Genomic DNA, 19,102 nt, shown 5'->3' with positions numbered 1-19,102 from the left:
GCCGCTCCCGAAACCTGGAACCCGAAACGCGAAACTGCTTTACGGAGTAAAGCCATGACGGATGTCGTGATCGTAGACGCGGTACGGACCGCGATGGGCCGCTCCAAGGGCGGCATGTTCCGCAACGTGCGCGCCGAGAACCTGTCGGCGGCCCTGATCCGGGCGCTGCTCGCGCGCAACGAGGCGGTGCAGCCCAAGGAGATCGAGGACGTGATCTGGGGCTGCGTGCAGCAGACCCTGGAGCAGGGCTTCAACATCGCGCGCAACGCCGCGCTGCTGGCCGGACTGCCGCACGAGGTCGCCGGCCAGACCATCAACCGGCTGTGCGGCTCGTCCATGCAGTCGATCCATCACGCCGCCGGCGCCATCAACAGCGGCATCGACGGTATCTTCATCTGCGGCGGCGTGGAGCACATGGGCCACGTGCCCATGACCCACGGCATCGATATCAATCCGGCGCTGTCGCGCTATGCCGCCAAGGCCTCGGGCATGATGGGCCTGACCGCCGAGATGCTGGGCACCATGCACGGCATCTCGCGGGAGGACCAGGACGCCTTCGCCCTGCAGTCGCACCAGCGCGCCCACCGCGCCAACGTCGAGGGCGAGTTCGCCGACGAGATCGTACCGGTCGAGGGCCACGACGAGAACGGATTCGTCCAGGTCTGCGACTACGACGAGGTGGTGCGGGCCGACGCCAGCCTGGATGCCCTGGCCTCGCTGCGGCCGGCCTTCAACCCCAAGGGCGGCACGGTGACCGCGGGCAACTCCTCGGCGATCTCCGACGGCGCCGCCGCGGTGTTGGTGATGTCGGCGGACAAGGCCAAGGCCCTGGGCCTGACGCCCATGGCCCGCATCCGCGGCATGGCCGTGGCCGGCTGCGATCCCTCGATCATGGGGCGCGGCCCGGTTCCCGCCACCAAGAAGGCCCTGGAGCGCGCCGGCGTCACGCTGGACGACATCGACTACATCGAGCTCAACGAGGCCTTCGCCGCGCAGTCCCTGGCGGTGCTCAAGGAACTGAAGCTGAGCGACCGCCAGGACGTGATCAACATCCGCGGCGGTGCGATCGCGCTGGGACACCCGCTGGGCACCTCGGGCGCCCGCATCACCGGGGCCCTGGCCCATGTCCTGGAGGACAAGGACGCCGAGTTGGGCCTGGCCACCATGTGCATCGGCATGGGGCAGGGCATCGCGACGGTGATCGAGCGGGTACAGTAGGAACCGGGCGTCCGGCCCCTCCCCTTCGTCGGGGAGGGGCGGCCCGGTCAGCCGGTCGCCCGCCATTTGCGTCCCCCGAAGGGCACCACCTTGTCCTTCTCGTCGAGGAACGTCCGCATGTGCTCGGCGGTCCGCTCGACCGCGTCCAGCACCGGGAACAGGTGGCCGCCGCGCACCCAGCGCAGACGCGCGTCCGGGATGCGCCAGGCCAGCAGCATCGGGTTGATCGGGTTGATCACGCGGTCGTCGTCGCCCGCGAGGATCAGCGTCGGCTGGTTCAATCGGTGCAGCCAGTGCAGGCTGGTCCAGCCGAATGCCCCCGCGACCTGCCAGGCCATGGCCCGCGTCGAGGGTCGTTCCAGCTTGCGCAGCACCGGCAGGATCGCCATGGGATTGCGCCGCAGGCGTTCGCCGCCGAACAGGCGGGGTCCCACGCGGCAGGCGAACTCCCGCTCGAAGAAACGCCGCGGCCGGCGCCAGTTGGTCAACCAGCGGCTGTCGGCGAACGCCGGCAGGATCCGCGGCGGTGCCGGTACCATCAGGTGCCCCGTGGACGTCGCCGCCAGCACCAGCCGGCGCACCCGGTCCGGATTGCGCCGCGCCAGTTCCTGCGCCAGCGTGCCGCCCCAGGAATAGCCGAACACGTCCGCGCGTTCGATCCCGTAGGATCGCAGCAACGCCTCCACCAGCGACGCGAGGGCCGGCAGGCGCAGGGGCAGGGCGGGCCGTTCCGAGCCGCCGATGCCGGGGACGTCGAAGCGCAATACCGGTCGGTCGGCGAGTGCCTCGACCAGCGGATCGAACACCTCCAGGTTGCTGCCCCAGCCGTTGCACAGCACGAGCGGCAGCCCGCGGCCGCCCTCGTCGAATGCCGCGCGTAGCCGGTACTCGCCGATTTGCCGCTGTTCGATCACCTTGTCCTGCTCACCCTGTCCGAAAGGCCGGCAACGATAGCACAGGCCCCGCGGGCGTTTGCCGGGATGTCACGGGCGCCTCACTTGCGGACCCAGTCGCCGCCGTCGCCGCGGTAGTACCAGCCGCTCCGGGCCTTGTCGATCCAGCGTTCGGCGAAGGTGGCGCGGATCCGGTCTTCCCACTCGGGGTGGCCGTTGGCGACCGCGATCTCCCGGTAGAGGGCGTTGCGGTCGGCGTTCTCCTCGCTTACCAGCTTGCGCAGGCGGGTACGCTCCGGCAGGGGCACGGCGCCCAGGTCGCGAATCTCCACGGTGGCGTCTCGGTCGAGGCCGACGGCGCCCGACTCGTAATAGGGCCGCAGCGCCGTATGCCGCTGTTCCATCGATGCCACGATGTCGCGGATGGCGGGCGAGGAGATATCGATATCCGGTTCGTCCGCGGCCCGCGCGGGCGGCACCACGAGGTCGAGCAGGCCCATCGCCAGCCGCAGCGCCGGCTCGAGGGCGCCGCGTTCGCCGTTGTCGTCGGACCGGTCGTTGCCGCCGGATTCCGATCCGTCCCGCGCCTGCGGGCCCCAGACATCGTCGATGATCCGGTCGGCGGCGCGCTCGGCGGCGACCGCGGGGAAGTAGACGTTGATGGTGACGCAGCCCGCCAACAGGGCGAGCGCGGCCAGGCCGGCCCCGAGCTTATGATGCTGTCGCATGGTGGCTCCTCGCTTTCACGCTGACACAGGCCCGATTATAGGCACGGCCCGTGAACGATGCCTGAACGGTTCGCGGGCGGCGATATCGCCGGTGCCCGGACGGCGGATCAGCGTATGACCGGGCCCTGGGATGCGGTCACGCTCTGCAACTGCCGGATCAGCACCGGCCAGCTCACCTCGCGGTTGTGGCCGATCACATCGATGCGCGGCAGCCAGCGCCCACGGACTATGTAGTAGCCGCCTTCCTCGGCGGTCGCCAGACCGCGCATGTGGCAGACGCCGCGCGCCAGGCGGCAGCCGAGACCGATGCGGTCGTAGGCGAAGGACTCGAACAGTTTGAAGAAGCCGCGCGAGAGCACGCCCGCGCCGGCCCCGCCGCCGAGGCTGGCGAGATTGTCGATGGCGCGCTGGCTGATCCGGTGCCGCGAATCGTCGTCGCGCGGGGTGCGCAGCCAGGCGTCGAACGCCACCGGTTGCCAGCCGATCAGCCGTAGTCCGGTCACGTCGGCGTCCAGCCGGCCCTCGATGCGGCCGAAATCGAAGGCGTGGGTGACCGCGGCCAGGTCCAGGCCGCGCGCCTCGGCGTCCAGCTCGGCCCGCGGCCGCAGGCCCAGCGGGTCCTCCAGGCGCAGGCTGCGTACCGACACCGTGCCGTCGAAGACCTCCGCCGTCAGGCCGCCGGCGAGACGCACCACGCCGTCATCATAGGTCAGTTCCGGGATGCGGCCGGACAGTGTGCCGCCGAACGCGGGCCAGTCCAGCGCCCGGCCCAGCCGCTCCAGATCGATGGGGGTGAGCCGGGCGTCGAGCCGGAGCTCCGGCCGCGGGCCCGCGAGCCCGGTCCCCGACAGCGCCGACAGTTCCAGGGCGCCCCCGAGTAGCGGGAAACGGGCGGGCTCGGTCAACCGGAGCGCGTCGCCGCCGGCCCGCAGTGCCAGGGAGGAGGCGCCGATGTCGATCCGCCCCAGGGCCGCCGAGTCCCATGACAGTCGGGAAACGCTCGCCGCGGCCGGTTCGCCGTCGCGCGTCCAGTCGAGGGCGAGATCGGCATCCGCCAGGCGGAAGCGCTCCCGCGTATCCGCCAGCGTCAGGTTTCGGCCGGTGAGCGCGATCGCCGCCGGTCCGTCCGCGTCCAGCGACAGCCGTCCCTCGATGCGGCCGGCGGTGCGCAGGGAGTCCAGCGGGGTCCCGATCAGGAAGGGTTGCAGGTAATAGTCGTAGGCCGCCGGCAGTTGCGCCCGCAGCTCGCGCAGGTCGACCGATGCGGGTGTCCAGTCCTCGCGCGCGAGCCGCAACCCGCCCGAGGCGACCGCGACACCGGGCTGCTCGAAGCGGAAGGCCGTCACCCGCAGGGCGTCGGACGTCAGCCGGCCGCGGGCGTGCAAGCGGGCGGGGTGGGCGCCGAAATCCACGAATACCGGGTCCGAATAGGCCTGGCCGGCCTGGATATCGAGGGTCAGATCGAAGCGCAGGTCCCGGTCCTCCGGGATCAGGTCCAGGATGATCGCGAAGCGCAGGGCCTGCGCCGCCTGACGGCCGTCGGCGCTGCTGAACCCGGCCGTCAGGCCGTCCGCTTCCAGGTGCAGGGCGCCGTCCGCACGCTCGTAGCGGAACGCGGCGGGCACGCGGTCCGCTGTCAGCGCGGGGTGCCGGAACGTCAGGCGGCCGTCCGGGCAGGACAGGTCATGGCGTGTGAGCCGCAGGCGGGGGCAGTCCAGGCGCAGGTCGGTGACCGTGCCCAGCGGCCCGTCCAGGGTCAGCCGGGCGACTCGCAGCGTGCCGGCCGGTCGGCCTCCCTGGCCGAGACGCAACGACAGCGACAGATCCTCGGCATGCCAGGCGTCGCCCGCGACACGCCCGAGATCGAGATCGATCCGGTCGACGGCGGCGGCGCTCGCGGCGGCCAGCAGGCAGACGGCGGCTAGCGCCGTCCGCCGCCGCGGGCCGGTATGGTGTCGGGGTATCATCGCTCGCCGCGCTCGCTACGGCTGGGTCCGGTACCAGCATAGCGGCTGCTGACGCGATCGCGCGATGGCTCTACGCTGTCCTATCGGCCCCCAGGTGGGAGGAGACCCCCGGCATGACGGAAGCAGACCGGTGAACACGACCACGCTCATGATCACGCTCGGCTCGGTTCTGCTGGCGGGACTGGCGGTGGAGGCGATCGGCCGCCGTACGCGCCTGCCCCGCGTGACACTGCTGCTGGTGTTCGGCTTCGCGGTGGGGCCGCACGCGCTCGACCTGTTCCCGGTCGATACCGATTATTGGTTCGGCCTGGTCACGGACCTGGCGCTGGTCATGATCGGGTTCCTCCTGGGGGAACGGTTCACGTTGCCGCAGTTGCGCCGGCACGGCCGCGACGTGCTCTGGGTGTCCGTGGCGACGGTGGTTGTCACCGTCGCCGTGGTCGCGGGCGGTCTTTGGTTGATCGGGGCACCGCTTTCGCTCGCGTTGCTGCTCGGCACGGTGGCGGCGGCCACCGATCCCGCGGCGACCTACGACGTGGTCCAGGAGTCGCGTGCCGGTGGTCCGTTCACCGACACGCTGCTCGGCGTGGTGGCCGTGGACGATGCCTGGGGGCTGCTGGTATTCAGCCTGGCGCTGGCGGCCACGGCGGTGATCGACGGCGGCGGCGCCCTGGCGCCGGCGCTGCTTGACGGCGCCCGCGAGATCGGCGGCGCACTGTTTCTGGGGATGGCCCTGGGTGTGCCCGCCGCCTACCTGACCCATCGGCTCGCGCCGGGTGAGCCGACGGTGCTGGAGGCTTTGGGCGTGGTCCTGCTGTGCGGCGGTCTCGCCCTGTGGCTGCACGTGTCCTTCATCCTGGCGGCCATGGTGCTGGGCGCGACCACCGCCAACCTGGCGCATCGACACCGGCGCCGCCCGTTCCACGCCATCGAGGGCATCGAACGGCCGTTCCTGGTCGTGTTCTTCGTGTTGGCCGGGGCCTCGCTCAATCCGGAGCCGCTGGTCGCGGTCGGTTGGCTCGGCGCGGGCTATGTCGCGTTCCGCGTCGCGGGCCGGATACTGGGCGGCTGGCTCGGCGGCCGGATGGCCGGCGCCGATATCGCCGTGCGCCGCTGGTCGGGGCTGGCGTTGCTGCCGCAGGCGGGTGTCGCCCTGGGCGTGGCGCTACTGGCCGCCGAGCGGCGGCCGGAACTGGCCGAAACCCTGTTGTCGCTGGTGATCGCGGCCACCGTGATCTTCGAGATGCTCGGGCCGTTGTGTACCCGCTACGCGCTGACGCGGGCGGGCGAGGCGGACGGCGCGTCCCGCGGGGACGGGACGCGCCGGGGCCGCGTCAGTGGTGCCAGGTGATCCGGAAGCCCGCCATGACGTCGTTCTCGGTGCTGTAGGTGCCCGGCGCGGCCGGATTCCGCGACGCCGAAACCTCCCGGTCCGTGGTGGTGGCGTAGCCGCCGATGAAGCCGACACTCAGGGTCTCGTAGCGGACCTCGTAGCCGGCCATCAGCATGAAATCCCGGTTGTCGAACAGATACGGCCGGACCGCCTCGGGTTCGATCATCCAGGATTCGTAGCTGAAGCCGACGCGCAGGAAGGAATCCTCGATCACCTCGTGTTCCAGGCCCATGCCCCAGCGGATGCGGTTGCGGGTGTCGCTGATGAAGGGCTGGTCGAGGGCCGTGGTCTCGTCCCATTTGATGTCGCCGTCCTCGAACTGCCCGTAATCGGTCCATTTCACCTGGGCCAGGAGCGTGGTCTTGGGCGTCCACTGGAAGCTGGCGCCGGCCGTGACGCTCTGGGGCGTGTGCAATTCGTGCTCGACGCCCTGGTCGTTGCCCCCCACCGAGCCGTCGCCGTCCATGTCGACCAGGCCGGGGGTGCGATAGGCCAAGCCGAGGGCCCAGCGGTCCGACAGGTCGTAGACCAGGCCCAGCGAGCCGACGATGCCGAAGCCGTCGATGTCGAACTCGGCTTCGCCGCCCGGCGTGGGCGCCTTGAAGGTCTGCTGCCCGTAGCGGGGCGTGATTTGCATCCCGACCCGCAGGTTCTCGGTCAATTGCCGGCCGATGTTGAATCCCAGGTTGATCACGGTGAGCTTGCCGACGAAGCGGCTGGGCACGCCGTTGCCCGGGTCCGCCGCGAAATCGAAGGCGGTGCCCACCGAGCCATAGGTGCTGAAGCCCATCCGCCAGCCGTTCCATTCGCCCAGGCCGTGCCAGAAATTCAGCAGTACCGGAGTCTCGCTGCTGGTGTGGTCGTAGCCGTTGCCGTTGTCGTAGTGCGCCGTGAAATTCATGGGCGCCACGGCCAGCATCGTCTGCTCGGCGGTCTCGCCGACCACGCCCGCCGGGTTGATGTACTGGGCGCTGCCGGCGTCGTCGGGCGAGGCGACCGTGTTGCCGGAGAGGTCGCCGTCGCGCCCGGCGGTGTGGGGCGCCACGATGAACGAGGCGGACGCCGACGACGCGGCAAGGGCCAGCGTCGCCGGTACGAGCCAGCGGTGGATACGCACCTTCATTGTCGATCTCCCTTTGTATTCGTTCTAGGCCGGTGGCGATGTGCGGCGCCACGGTCTCCCGCACCCGGCCGTCTGCGCGGCCGGTGTCGCGCCTCCAAAGGTATCCTAATAAAATAGTCAGTACCAGCCTGTCCGGGCTCCGTGCCAGTCGACAAGCCGCCGCGGGCCTGGGCAGAATCGGAGCATTCATGCAGGCGGAGTAGCGGCCTTGGAGATTCTCGAACGGATGGCGACGGGCGACCACGAGGAGGTGGCGTTCTGCCGCGACCGGAACACCGGCCTGCGGGCTATCGTCGCGATCCACGACACCCGCCTCGGGCCGGGGCTGGGCGGTATCCGTATCCGCGAGTACGGCGACGAGAATCAGGCGATGACCGACGTGCTGCGGTTGTCGCAGGCGATGAGCTACAAGAACGCCTGCGCCGGTCTGGACTTCGGCGGTGCCAAGGCGGTGCTTCTGGCGCCGCTGCCGGCGGATCGCCGGGCCGCGTTCCTGGCGATGGGGCGGATCGTGGCCGGGTTCGCCGGGCGTTATGTCGCGACGGAGGACATGGGCATGACCGAGCCCGATATCGCGGTGCTCAACGAGGTCACGCCCCATGCCGTGGGCCGCGCGCGCGATGCCGGCGGCTCCGGCGATCCCTCGCCGCATACCGCCGACGGGGTGTTCGCGGGCATGCGCGCGGCGCTGCGGGCGGCCGGGCTGGATGACGGTTTCGCCGGCGTGCGGGTCGCGGTCCAGGGCTGCGGCAAGGTCGGTCTCGGCCTGATCCGGCACCTGGTCGCCGTCGGGGCCGACGTGGTGGCCGCGGACACCGACGAGAGCGGGGTTGCGGCGGCACGCGAGGCCGGTGCCGGGATCGTGTCCCCGGCGGAGATCCTGTTTCAGGATGTCGAGGTGATCGCGCCCTGTGCCGTGGGCGCGGTGCTCGACGCCGACAGCATCCCGGCGCTGCGCTGCCGGGTCGTGGCCGGCGGGGCCAACAACCAGCTCGCCACGGAGGCCGACGCGGCGCGCCTGCGGGAGCGCGGCATCGTCTATGCCCCGGATTTCGTGATCAACGCCGGCGGCGTGATCAATGTCGGCGACGAGCTGGCGCCGGGGGGTTACGATCCGGCGCGCGTGGCCCGGCGCGTGGCCGCGATCGAGACCACGCTGGAGGGCATCTTCGCCGAGGCCGCCGAGGCCGGGCGAACCACCGCCGAGATCGCGGTGGCACGCGCCCGGCGCCGCATCGAGGCCGCCGGCTGACGCGTCAGCCGGCCCTCATTCGCCCTGCGTCGGGATGCGCAGGGTACGACCGCAGTGCTTGCAGTGCACGGCGTCCGGTTCGTGACGGGTCAGGCCGCAGTCGGGGCAGGCGTAGTTGATCTTGGCCGGCCGGAAGATGGTCTGGATCAGGCGCAGGAACAGGGATACGCCCACGATCATGATGACCACCGCCAGCAGGCGGCCGATGCTGCCCGTCAGGGTGATGTCGCCGAACCCGGTGGTGGTGAGGGTGGTCACGGTGAAATACAGGGCGTCCACGTAGTCGTTGATCGACTCGTTGTGGTGGACCTGGAGCACGTAGACCAGGGCGGATACCAGGAACACGAACACGATCAGGTTGAGCGCGCTGAATACCACTTCCTCGTGTCGGGCGAAGAACGGCGACGTGTGCCGCAGTTCGCGCAGGACGTGGTAGGAGCGCAGTAGCCGCAGCGTGCGCAACACGCGCAGGAAGCCGAGGTTTTCCAGCAGGGCCGGTGCCAGCAGTGACAGCAGCACCGCGGCGTCCACCAGCGGCATCGGCTTCATGGGATAGCCGACGCGGTCGTCGGCGGCGACCCACCGGCCCGCGTAGTCCAGGAACAGGATGGCGGCCAGGACATAGTCCGTCACCAGCAGCCAGGGTGTGGGCGCCATGAAGGTCGTGACCAGGAAGAAGATCACGACCGCCACGTCGAACGCCAGCAGCAGCCAGCGCAGGCTGCGCAGCCGCGGGCCGGTGCCGGCGTACAGTTCCTTGAGCGTGGATCGCAGGGTCACGGCCGCATGATACGCGATGCGACCGCGAGCCCGCGCGGGGTCAGGCGGCGGTGTCCCAGGCCGGGGCCAGGCCCTCGGGGCTGATCAGGCGGCCGTCCGGCGAGTGCAGCTCGAAAATCTCGTGCATCTCCGCCTCGCTGAGTTCGAAGTCCAGCACCGCGAGATTGTCGTCGGCGTGAGCCTCGTTGCCGGAGCGGGGCAGGGCGACCACGTTGTCCTGCTGCAGCAGCCAGCGCAGGGCCACCTGACCGGGGCTCTTGTCGTGGCGCCGGCCGATGCGGTCCAGGGTCGGGTTCCGGAACACGCCGCCGCGCGCCAGCGGGCAGTAGGCGCTGAGCGCCATGTGGTGCCGGGCCAGGGCGTCGCTGACCGGTCGCTGGTCGATGAACGGGTGGTACTCGACCTGGTTGGTGGCCAGCGGCGCGGCGGACAGCGACACCGCCTCCTCGATCAGCTCGACCGTGAAGTTGCTGATGCCGATGTGCCGGGTCAGGCCCTCGTCGCGCACTTCATTGAGCGCCTTGAGGGTCTCCGACAGCGGCACGTCCGGGTTGGGCCAGTGCAGCAGCAACAGGTCCACGTGATCGGTGCGCAGCCGCTTCAGGCTCTCCTCGACGGAGCGCTGGAGATCGCCGTCGCCGAAGCGGTCGACCCAGACCTTGGTGGTCAGGAACACGTCGCCGCGATCGACGTCGGACTCGGCGAGCGCCGTGCCTACGGCGTCCTCGTTGCGGTAGATCTGGGCGGTGTCGATGTGCCGGTAGCCCGTCTTCAGGGCGTGCGCGACCATCCGGTGGGCATCGTCCGGCGCCAGCTCGAAGGTGCCGAAGCCCAGGGCCGGAATCTCCGCACCGTGTGCCTTTACCGTACGCATAACGCCTCCTTCGTCCATTCATGCCGGCACGAGGCCGGCAAGAAGAAAATTAGCCACAGAGACACGGAGGCACGGGACTCAAGAAATGCCAACGCGAAAACGCAGACTAACTTCTTGTCATGTCATTGTTTTTTTCGTGACTCTGTGTCTCTGTGGTTCGCTTTACTCAGCCAGTGTCAGGCCGCCTTGGCGAATTCCAGTTCCTGTTCGCCGTTGAGATCGACCTTGACCGTCTCGCCCGGCGCGAAGCTGCCTTCCAAAATCCGCTTGGCCAGCGGGTTCTCGATGTGGGTCTGGATCGCGCGCTTGAGCGGCCGGGCGCCGTAGACCGGGTCGAAACCGGCCTCCGCCAGCTTGTCCAGGGCCGCGTCGGTGACCTCGATACGGATGTCGCGCTCGGCGAGGCGCTCCTCCAGGTGCCGCATCTGGATGCGGGCGATGGCGCGGATCTGCTCCTGGGCCAGCGGATGGAAGACCACCGTCTCGTCGATGCGGTTGATGAACTCGGGCCGGAAATGCTGTCCGACCACTTCCATCACGGACTCGCGCATCTCCTGGTAGTTCTCCTCGCCGGCCAGTTCCTGGATCAACTGGCTGCCCAGGTTGGACGTCATCACGATCACCGCGTTCCGGAAGTCGACCGTGCGGCCGTGGCCGTCGGTCAGACGGCCGTCGTCCAGCACCTGCAGCAGGATGTTGAAGACCTCGGCATGGGCCTTCTCGACCTCGTCCATCAGGATCACGGCGTAGGGTTTGCGGCGGACCGCCTCGGTCAGGTAGCCGCCTTCCTCGTAGCCCACGTAGCCGGGCGGGGCGCCGATCAGCCGGGCCACCGAGTGCCGCTCCATGAACTCCGACATGTCGATCCGGACCATGGCCTCCTCGCTGTCGAACAGGAAGGTGGCCAGGGCCTTGCACAACTCGGTCTTGCCCACGCCGGTGGGGCCCAGGAACAGGAACGAGCCGATCGGCCGGTTGGGGTCCGACAGCCCGGAGCGGGCGCGGCGGATGGCGTCGGAGACCGCGCGCACGGCCTCGTCCTGACCCACCACGCGCTCGTGCAGGGCCTCCTCCATGCGCAGCAGCTTGTCGCGCTCGGACTCCAGCATCCGCGAGACCGGGATACCGGTCCACTTGGACACGATCTCGGCGATCTCCTCCTCGCCGACGCTGTTGCGTAGCAGGCGGTTTTCGCTGGGCTGGCTCTCGGCAGCCTGGGCCTCGGAGAGCTTCTTCTCCAGCTCCGGGATGCGGCCGTACTGCAGCTCCGACATCCGGTCCAGATCGCGCGCGCGCTGGGCCGCCTCCAGCTCCAGCCGGGCGCGCTCCAGTTCCTCCTTGATGCTGGCGGCGCCGGACAGCGTCGCTTTCTCGGCCTTCCAGACCTCTTCCAAGTCGGCGTACTCGCGCTCGGCCTCGGCGATATCCTGCTCCAGCTTCTCCAGCCGCTTGCGGGAGGCCTCGTCGGATTCCTTCTTCAGCGCCTCGCGCTCGATCTTGAGCTGGATCAGGCGCCGGTCGAGCACATCCAGCGACTCCGGCTTGGAGTCGATCTCGATGCGGATGCGCGAGGCCGCCTCGTCGACCAGATCGATGGCCTTGTCCGGCAGCTTGCGGTCGGTGATATAGCGCTGCGAGAGCTTGGCGGCAGCGATGATCGCGCCGTCGGTGATGTCCACGCCGTGGTGGACCTCGTAGCGCTCCTTGAGGCCGCGCAGGATGGCGATGGTGTCCTCCACGCTGGGCTCGTCCACCAGCACCTTCTGGAAACGCCGTTCCAGGGCGGCGTCCTTCTCGATGTTCTGGCGGTACTCATTGAGCGTGGTGGCGCCGATGCAGTGCAGCTCGCCGCGCGCCAGCGCCGGCTTGAGCATGTTGCCGGCGTCCATCGCGCCCTCGGCCTTGCCGGCGCCCACCAGGGTGTGGATCTCGTCGATGAACAGGATGATGCGGCCTTCCTGCTTGGCGAGGTCGTTGAGCACGCCCTTGAGGCGCTCCTCGAAGTCGCCGCGGAATTTGGCGCCGGCAAGCATCGCGCCCAGGTCGAGCGACAGCACGCGCTTGTCCTTGAGACCCTCGGGCACTTCGCCGTTGACGATGCGCTGGGCCAGGCCCTCGACGATGGCGGTCTTGCCCACGCCGGGGTCGCCCACCAGGGCGGGGTTGTTCTTGGTCCGGCGCGACAGCACCTGGATCACCCGCCGGATCTCGTCGTCGCGGCCGATCACCGGGTCCAGCTTGCCCTGCTCGGCGCGCTCGGTGAGGTCGATGGTGTACTTGTCCAGCGCCCCGCGCTGCTCCTCGGCGTTGGGGTCGGAGACGTTCTCGCCGCCGCGGATGGCGTCGATGGCCTGGCCGAGGTTGTCCTTGGTGGCGCCGGCCTCCTTGAGCAGCTTGCCGAGCGCGCCCTTGTCCTCGAGCGCCGCCAGCGCGAACAGCTCGCTGGAGATGTAGGCGTCGCCGCGTTGCTGCGCGGCCTTGTCCGTGAGATTCAGCAGGCGCGCCAGCTCCTGGCTCAAGCCGACCTCGCCGGTGGCCTGTTGCAGTGTCGCCAGCTCGTCCAGGGCCTTCTGTAGCCCGGAGCGCACCGCCTTGACGTCCACGCCCGCCTGGTCGAGCACGTGGTGCACCGTGCCGCCCTGCTGGTCGAGCAGGGCGAGCATCAGGTGCACCGGCTCGATCTGGGCGTGATCCCGGCCCACCGCGAGGCTCTGGGCCTCCTGGATGCCTTGCTGGAACTTGCTGGTGAGTTTGTCCATCCGCATAGCGATATTCCCGTGTCCGTCGCGCCGTGCCGGCGCGCCTGAGATGTGCAACTACCGCTTAGATGCGGGCGCGTCGGCCGCTTTCAAGCGGCGGTAACCGGGTGGCGTGCGGGATTCCGTTACCATGCGCGGTTCAGCCAGGACGGGACGGACATGACCAAGGCCTACAAGAATCCCGAGTTCATGATGGGGGCCGAAGCCCGGCCCCTGCGGATGCTCGCCGAGTACATCGAGCCGCGCACGCGGCTGAACCGCAATCACGTACAGAGAGCCCTGATCTTCTTCGGCTCGGCGCGTCTGCGCCCCGGCAAGCGCAAGCCGGTCTCGGAGTCGGTGGACTACTACGAGCAGGCCCGCCTGCTGGCCGCGCGCGTCGCGCGCTGGACCACACGCAGCCATGCCGAGGGCGAGCGCTATCTGATCGTCACCGGCGGCGGGCCGGGGATCATGGAGGCGGCCAATCGCGGTGCCGCCGACGTCAATCCGGACCTGTCGATGGGCTTCAACATCTCGCTGCCACACGAGCAGGAGGCCAACGCCTACATCCACCCGGACCTGAACTTCGAATTCCACTACTTCTTCATGCGCAAGTTCTGGTTCATGAACGTCGCGCGGGGGCTGGTGATCTTCCCCGGCGGGTTCGGCACCATGGACGAGCTGTTCGAGGTGCTGACCCTGATCCAGACCGGCAAGCAGCCGCGCATGCCGGTGGTGCTCTACGGCCGCGAGTTCTGGAACCGGCTGGTGGATTTCGACCTGTTCGTGGAGATGGGGCTGATCTCGCCCGAGGACCGGGCCCTGGTGCGGACCGTGGACACCGTGGCCGAGGCCTTCGAATACCTGCGCGACGAGCTGGAGCCCGGCGCCTCCGGTGCGCAGTCCGAATAAGGCTTCAATTTATCCGCGGATCGACGCCGATTGACGCAGCTTGGTTTCTTGGCAGTTCACTCTGCGTGCATCTGCGTCAATCTGCAGGGCCAGTTAACCCTTCCCGCGTGTGCCGCGCCGGCGGCCATTTTTTCGCAAGACAAGGCGCCGTGAGCGTGGCGTAGCGGGCATACGCGAGCGAGCGGCAACGCAGGATTGCGGGAAAATGGCCGCCGTCCCATCCGCCCGAGGCGCGGAGCAGGGTTCCCGGCGCAAGCCGGGATGCGACCGCCGGCGGGCGGATGTTCGCCCCGGTACGGGCGGATATCGCCCCGCCGAGGGTCGCACCCCACCGCTGCGCGGCGGGGCCCCGCTCCGCCTCTCGGGGCGAACGGGTTGCGCCCAAAATCGCGCCATCCGGCGTTGCGTGGCTTGGCCTTGGCCCCGGCCAAGGCACGGCGCCACGCGCCTTGGCTGACACGATTTTGGACTGCAACGCGGCCACGGGGGAAGGGTTAACAGGCCCTAGTAAAGCTGACCGCCCGTCTCGGCATACTCGCGCAGGACGCGGGCGGCGGCCGCGCGGCCCACGTCGCGGGTCACCGCGATGCCGCGGGCGCTCAGGGCCTCGACCCAGCCGGGCGGTTTGGCCCCCTCGTCGAAACCCACCGCGCGTACGTCCGCGTCCCGCGCGCCGCAGACCAGCCGTCCGATGCCGGACCAGGGCAGGGCGCCCAGGCACATGGCGCAGGGCTCGGCCGAGCTCACCAGGGTGAGTCCGGCGCCGGCGAGGTCCGGCGTGCCCAGGGATGCCTGCGCCAGGGTCAGGGCCACCATCTCCGCATGCGCCAGGGATGCGCCGTCCGCGAATACCAGGTTGGGGCCGGCCGCGACCGGTGCCCCCTCGCGGTCGAGCACCACCGCCCCGAACGGGCCGCCGGCACCGCGCGCGGCGCCTTCTCCGGCCAGCGCCACGGCCAGGGCCATGGCGCTGTCGTCGTCGTGCGGGCCGGGATGGGTCGCCACGATCTCCGGGACCCATGCCGGCAGCCGCAACCGCCATTCGCGGGGTAGGGGCACCTCAGCCCTCCGTGATCTTCTTGTGCAGCTTCACCGGGGCGTTGCGATTGCGGCGCAGGCGCAGGTTGAGCATTTCCACCACCAGCGAGAAGCCCATCGCGAAGTAAACGTAGCCCTTGGGGATATGGAACTCCATGCCCTCGGCGATCAGGACGACGCCGATCAGGGTGAGGAAGGACAGTGCCAGCATCTTTACCGTGGGATGCTTGTCCACGAAGCGGCCGACCGGGCCCGCCGCGACCATCATCACGGCGATCGCCACCACGATGGCCGCGATCATGACCTCGACGTGATCGGCCAGGCCCACGGCCGTGATCACCGAGTCGAGCGAGAACACCATGTCCAGCAGGCCGATCTGTACGATGACCGCGCCCATGGTCGCGGTGGCGACACTGCCGCCCTTCTCCTCCTCGTGCTCGATCTCCAGGCTGTCGTGGATCTCGAACACGCTCTTCGCCAGCAGGAACAGACCGCCCGCGATCAGGATGACGTCGCGCCAGGACACCTCGTTGCCCAGCAGCTCGAACAACGGCCGGGTCAGGCCCATGATCCATGCGATCGACAGCAGCAGGATCACGCGCATCGCCAGGGCCAGTGACAGCCCGATCATCCGGGCCCGCTGGCGCTGTGACGCCGGCAGACGTCCGGCCAGGATCGAGATGAACACGATGTTGTCGATGCCCAGGACGATCTCGAGGGCGGTGAGGGTGGCGAAGGCCACCCAGACGTTCGGGTCGGCGAGCAATTCCATGAACGTTTCCTTCGGTCGATGCGGTCGGCCGGACGGCCGCGCCTGTTATATCACCGAGCATGCGCCGCCGACGAACGTGCGTGGCTGCACCAGGACGGTGCACCGGGACGGGTCTCGGCGTGCGGCCGTCGCCCGGGGACGGACGGCATATCGCGTGTCGGGGGCTGGCACGAACGGTGCAGGTTAATTCGCGATCCCCGTACGGCCCTCGGGAGGTGGGCCAAATGCTGCTGACGCAACGCATACTCTACGTCGCCGCCTTCGACGCCATCGAGCCCGCGGTCACCGCCCAGGTGGCCGAGCTCAGCAAGGCGCTCACCGCGACGGTGCACGTCATGACCACCGCCGGCCCGCGCTACCAGCTCTGGCGGGTCGGCAGTGACGCCGAGGCGAGTGCCCGCGCGCGTATCGAGGACGTCGCGGAACGCCTGCGGGGTCTGCGGGCGCGCGTCGGCGAGACCCTGGTGGTCAAGGGCAACCTGGCGACCGCCGCGATGGAGGCGGCGCCCCGCATGGAGGCGGAATACATCGTGATCGGCGCCGGCGAGTCCGCGGCGGAAGACCCCGCCTATGTGCGTACCAGCGCCCGCACCCTGGCGCGCTCGGCGCGCGAGAACGTCTGGATCTGCAAGCCCGAGGCGGAGCCGGCCCTGCAGCACGTGCTCTGTACGTTCGATGCCAGCCGCGGCTCGGCCGACGGTATCCGCGTGAGCACCGACCTGTGCCGGCAGTTCAACGCCCGTCTGCAGCTCATGAGCGTTCTGCATCCGCCGCCGGCGGGCATGCTGGGGGGCACCGACGTGGAACGCGACGAGGCCGAGCAGGCCGCGCGGCGCGCCCTCCACGATCAGCGTCTCGCCTTTCTCGAGGGATTTAATTTCGACGGCGTCAAGCTCGCCCGCAACCTGGTCTGGGCCGACCGGGCCTCGCCCGCGATCCTGGCCGAGGCCGACAAGCACCGCGACGGCCTCCTGGTGCTGGGCGTGTCCGGACAGCGGCGGTTCCAGTCCATGATGCTGGGCAACACGGCGGAGAAGGTGCTCGACGCCTGTCCCTCGTCGATGCTGTTCGTCAAATGAGCCCGGCGCGGCGGGCACGGCGGAAGTCGGCGGGCGTGTCCACGTCCCACACCGGTTCCAGGTAGCCGGCCCGCAGGTCCAGCGCATCCAGCCGGCGCCGGGTCTGGGTCATGACGCGGGGGCCGCCCCAGGCCACGTCCCGGAACAGGGCCGGGGCGGGGGCGCGCAGCCCGACCAGGGCGTAGCCGCCGTCCTCGGCCGGCGCGAACACGGCATCGGTGCCCTCCGCCAGCATGCCGAGGGCGGCGTGCAGGTGGCCTCCGGCCAGCACCGGGCAGTCGCCGCCGATCACCAGCGCGGCGCGCGAGCGGGTCAGCGCCGACGCCAGGGCCGAGTGCATCCGCCGCCCCAGGTCGCCGCCCGGCTGACGCCGCAGGACCACGGCATGGTCCCGGCGCAGCGAGGCGAAGCAGGGGTGGCGACTATCCGGGCTGCACCACAACTCGACCGGGGCGGCCCGCGAGCGCGCGGCTTCCGCCACCGTGGCCCGCAGCAGGCGCCGATAGACGGCCGCGGCGCGCCGCGGCCCCAGTCCCGCCGCGAGGCGCGTCTTGCAGCGGCCCGGCACGGGCGCCTTGGCGAAGATCAGGATCCGGCTGTCGGGATGGTGCATGCGCAAGCTACGGAATGGTGCCGGCAGTTGATGCGGCGACGTCGAACGGTGGTAGAATACGCGCCGTCGCCGCAGGCGGCATCCCAACCCGTGGGGCCGTAGCTCAGTTGGGAGAGCGTAGCAATCGCACTGCTAAGGTCGCCGGTTCGATTCCGGCCGGCTCCACCAGATAAACGTTTCGTAAAAACCGGACCCGTCCCGCAAGTGTTGCGGTGACGGGTTTTTTCTTGTCCGACGTGTCCCGCGGCGAGCCGCCCCATCCGCCCCATGGCGTCGTGTTCGACGGTACTTGGCGCGGTACCTGCCACCCTGCCGGCGTGATGCCCGTCGGCAATCATGCCGCACGCGGTTCCCGGAGCCCCCGACCGCGGCGCGTCGCCGTGCGATTGGTCGCGCACGCAGCCGCATGGTATGACAGGGACTGAAGCTTATGAAAAAGGGGCCGCCAATTCGTTCCTTGTTGTTGCTTGCGGCTGCGGTGGCGGCCTGTGTCCTGGCGCTGTTGCTCGTGGGCGAGCGGCCGGAGTCGTCGTCGGCGTGGCCCTGGGAGCGGCTTGCGGCATCCGGCGCCCTGGTTTTGGCGGCGCTGCTGGCCAGCCGTCTGATCGGCTGGCTGGTCGCCGGGTTGCACGAGGGGCGATTCGCCTGGCAGCGGCGACTGCGCAGGCAACTCGGCGTGGAGAAAGGGGAGCGGTTGCACGAGGCGGGCTGGATCGCCGCGATACTGTACCTGGTCTTGTGGGCAGGACTGCCGCTGGTGATCTTGCACGTCTGGGGGCTCACCGAGCAGAGCCTGGCGTTGTTGTCCACGTTCGGGCGCGGCGGCTTCAATGTCGGTCAGGTCCAAATCGTGCCCGGCCGGCTCGTGGCCGGCGTGCTGGTGTTTGCCGCCTTGGTGATCGGCGTGCGCTGGCTCGCGGGCCGGTTAGAGCGTCGCTGGCTGGCGAACACGCCGATGGAAGCCCATACCCGCGAGACCGTGGCCACGCTGTGCGGCTATGTCGGCTTCGTCCTCGCCGGTCTCGCCGGGCTCTCCTATGCCGGGTTCGACTTGACCAACCTGGCCCTGGTGGCGGGCGCGTTGTCGGTGGGCATCGGATTCGGTCTGCAGAACATCGTCAACAATTTCGTGTCCGGCCTGATTTTATTGTTCGAGCGTCCGATCCGTACCGGCGACTATATTTCCGTGGGCTCCACGGAGGGTTTCGTCCGTCGCCTGCGTATCCGCTCCACCGAGATCGAGACTTGGGACGGTATCTCGGTCGTGGTGCCGAACTCGGAGCTGATCGCCAACCATGTGACCAACTGGATGCTGCGCGACCGCCACGGCCGGGTGACTGTATCCGTGGGCGTGGCATACGGCAGCGACACCCAACTGGTGAAACGGCTGCTTCTCGAGGCCGCCGAGGCGCATCCGCAAGTGGTGGTCGACGAGCATGGGAGCACGCCGCTGCCGATCGTGTTTTTCGCGGGCTTCGGCGATAGTTCCCTGGATTTCCAGCTCAAGGCGTTCGTCACCGATATCGCGCGCCGCTATCGCGTCGCCTCGGATCTCAACTTCGCCATAGATGCCGCCTTTCGTGAGCATGGCGTGACCATTCCGTTCCCACAGCGGGATTTGTGGTTTCGCAATCCGGCGCCGTCCGCGGCGGGTGATCGCGCGACGGGCTCGCCGATGCCGGGCGAAGGCGAGGATTGAGCGATATGTCCCCGCGGCCG

The 19,102-nt window shown here is 69.5% G+C and carries 16 protein-coding genes and 1 tRNA gene; 7 read left to right on the top strand and 10 right to left on the bottom strand.

Annotated features, from left to right (window positions below):
• The first annotated feature begins 54 nt into the window (after positions 1-54).
• Complete coding sequence (fadA, locus tag PC39_RS12720; RefSeq protein ID WP_353253771.1) at positions 55-1,218, top strand: acetyl-CoA C-acyltransferase FadA; 1,164 nt, start codon at positions 55-57, stop codon at positions 1,216-1,218.
• A gap of 47 nt (positions 1,219-1,265) precedes the next feature.
• On the opposite strand, the gene PC39_RS12715 is transcribed toward fadA, so the two are convergent.
• From PC39_RS12715 to PC39_RS12705, 3 genes are all read right to left on the bottom strand, one after another.
• Positions 1,266-2,132 (bottom strand): alpha/beta fold hydrolase, encoded by an 867-nt coding sequence (locus tag PC39_RS12715; RefSeq protein ID WP_353253770.1) that lies wholly within the window; start codon positions 2,130-2,132, stop codon positions 1,266-1,268.
• Positions 2,133-2,212: 80 nt separating this feature from the next.
• Entirely contained in the window at positions 2,213-2,839 is a 627-nt protein-coding gene (locus PC39_RS12710; RefSeq protein ID WP_353253769.1) for a YdbL family probable chaperone protein, read from the bottom strand.
• Between the two features lie 107 nt (positions 2,840-2,946).
• On the bottom strand, positions 2,947-4,806 hold the full coding sequence (locus PC39_RS12705) for a translocation/assembly module TamB domain-containing protein (protein WP_353253768.1): 1,860 nt from the start codon (positions 4,804-4,806) through the stop codon (positions 2,947-2,949).
• Between the two features lie 130 nt (positions 4,807-4,936).
• On the opposite strand from PC39_RS12705, the gene PC39_RS12700 reads away from it, so the two are divergent.
• Positions 4,937-6,157 carry a cation:proton antiporter gene (locus tag PC39_RS12700; RefSeq protein WP_353253767.1) on the top strand — a complete coding sequence of 407 codons (1,221 nt, stop codon included), beginning with the start codon at positions 4,937-4,939 and terminating at the stop codon, positions 6,155-6,157.
• Here PC39_RS12700 and PC39_RS12695 read toward each other — a convergent pair.
• Positions 6,141-7,322 carry an OmpP1/FadL family transporter gene (locus PC39_RS12695; protein ID WP_353253766.1) on the bottom strand — a complete coding sequence of 394 codons (1,182 nt, stop codon included), beginning with the start codon at positions 7,320-7,322 and terminating at the stop codon, positions 6,141-6,143. The genes PC39_RS12700 and PC39_RS12695 overlap by 17 nt on opposite strands.
• A gap of 208 nt (positions 7,323-7,530) precedes the next feature.
• Between PC39_RS12695 and PC39_RS12690 the strand changes: the two genes are divergently transcribed.
• Positions 7,531-8,574 carry a Glu/Leu/Phe/Val family dehydrogenase gene (locus tag PC39_RS12690; RefSeq protein ID WP_353253765.1) on the top strand — a complete coding sequence of 348 codons (1,044 nt, stop codon included), beginning with the start codon at positions 7,531-7,533 and terminating at the stop codon, positions 8,572-8,574.
• Positions 8,575-8,589: 15 nt separating this feature from the next.
• On the opposite strand, the gene PC39_RS12685 is transcribed toward PC39_RS12690, so the two are convergent.
• The 3 genes from PC39_RS12685 to clpB all read right to left on the bottom strand — a co-directional run bounded on the left by PC39_RS12685 (position 8,590) and on the right by clpB (position 12,987).
• Entirely contained in the window at positions 8,590-9,354 is a 765-nt protein-coding gene (locus PC39_RS12685) for a potassium channel family protein (protein ID WP_353253764.1), read from the bottom strand.
• Positions 9,355-9,394: 40 nt separating this feature from the next.
• Positions 9,395-10,228, bottom strand: a complete 834-nt coding sequence (locus tag PC39_RS12680) for an aldo/keto reductase (RefSeq protein WP_353253763.1) — start codon at positions 10,226-10,228, stop codon at positions 9,395-9,397.
• Between the two features lie 176 nt (positions 10,229-10,404).
• Positions 10,405-12,987, bottom strand: coding sequence for an ATP-dependent chaperone ClpB (clpB, locus tag PC39_RS12675; RefSeq protein ID WP_353253827.1), 2,583 nt, complete (start codon positions 12,985-12,987; stop codon positions 10,405-10,407).
• Between the two features lie 159 nt (positions 12,988-13,146).
• Between clpB and PC39_RS12670 the strand changes: the two genes are divergently transcribed.
• The gene (locus PC39_RS12670; RefSeq protein WP_353253762.1) at positions 13,147-13,881 is read left to right on the top strand and encodes an LOG family protein; all 735 of its coding nucleotides are present in this window, start codon (positions 13,147-13,149) and stop codon (positions 13,879-13,881) included.
• Between the two features lie 504 nt (positions 13,882-14,385).
• Here the strand turns inward: PC39_RS12670 and PC39_RS12665 are convergent.
• Entirely contained in the window at positions 14,386-14,940 is a 555-nt protein-coding gene (locus PC39_RS12665) for a nucleoside deaminase (protein WP_353253761.1), read from the bottom strand.
• A 1-nt stretch (position 14,941) separates the two neighbouring features.
• Positions 14,942-15,691 carry a TerC family protein gene (locus PC39_RS12660; RefSeq protein WP_353253760.1) on the bottom strand — a complete coding sequence of 250 codons (750 nt, stop codon included), beginning with the start codon at positions 15,689-15,691 and terminating at the stop codon, positions 14,942-14,944.
• A gap of 224 nt (positions 15,692-15,915) precedes the next feature.
• Here PC39_RS12660 and PC39_RS12655 point away from each other — a divergent pair, with 224 nt between their 5' ends.
• Positions 15,916-16,770, top strand: a complete 855-nt coding sequence (locus tag PC39_RS12655) for a universal stress protein (protein WP_353253759.1) — start codon at positions 15,916-15,918, stop codon at positions 16,768-16,770.
• Here PC39_RS12655 and PC39_RS12650 read toward each other — a convergent pair.
• Complete coding sequence (locus PC39_RS12650; protein WP_353253758.1) at positions 16,763-17,383, bottom strand: TIGR04282 family arsenosugar biosynthesis glycosyltransferase; 621 nt, start codon at positions 17,381-17,383, stop codon at positions 16,763-16,765. The genes PC39_RS12655 and PC39_RS12650 overlap by 8 nt on opposite strands.
• A 92-nt stretch (positions 17,384-17,475) precedes the next feature.
• On the opposite strand from PC39_RS12650, the gene PC39_RS12645 reads away from it, so the two are divergent.
• Together PC39_RS12645 and PC39_RS12640 are read left to right on the top strand one after the other, a co-directional pair.
• Positions 17,476-17,551 (top strand) — tRNA-Ala (locus tag PC39_RS12645).
• 295 nt (positions 17,552-17,846) lie between these two features.
• Complete coding sequence (locus tag PC39_RS12640; protein ID WP_353253757.1) at positions 17,847-19,082, top strand: mechanosensitive ion channel family protein; 1,236 nt, start codon at positions 17,847-17,849, stop codon at positions 19,080-19,082.
• The last annotated feature ends 20 nt before the right edge of the window (positions 19,083-19,102 follow it).

Origin of the sequence: Salinisphaera sp. PC39 (assembly GCF_040361335.1) — a bacterium.
GTDB lineage: Bacteria > Pseudomonadota > Gammaproteobacteria > Nevskiales > Salinisphaeraceae > APNM01.
The sequence above is the reverse complement of the archived record's forward strand: the minus strand, read 5'-3'. Positions and strand labels throughout refer to the sequence as shown.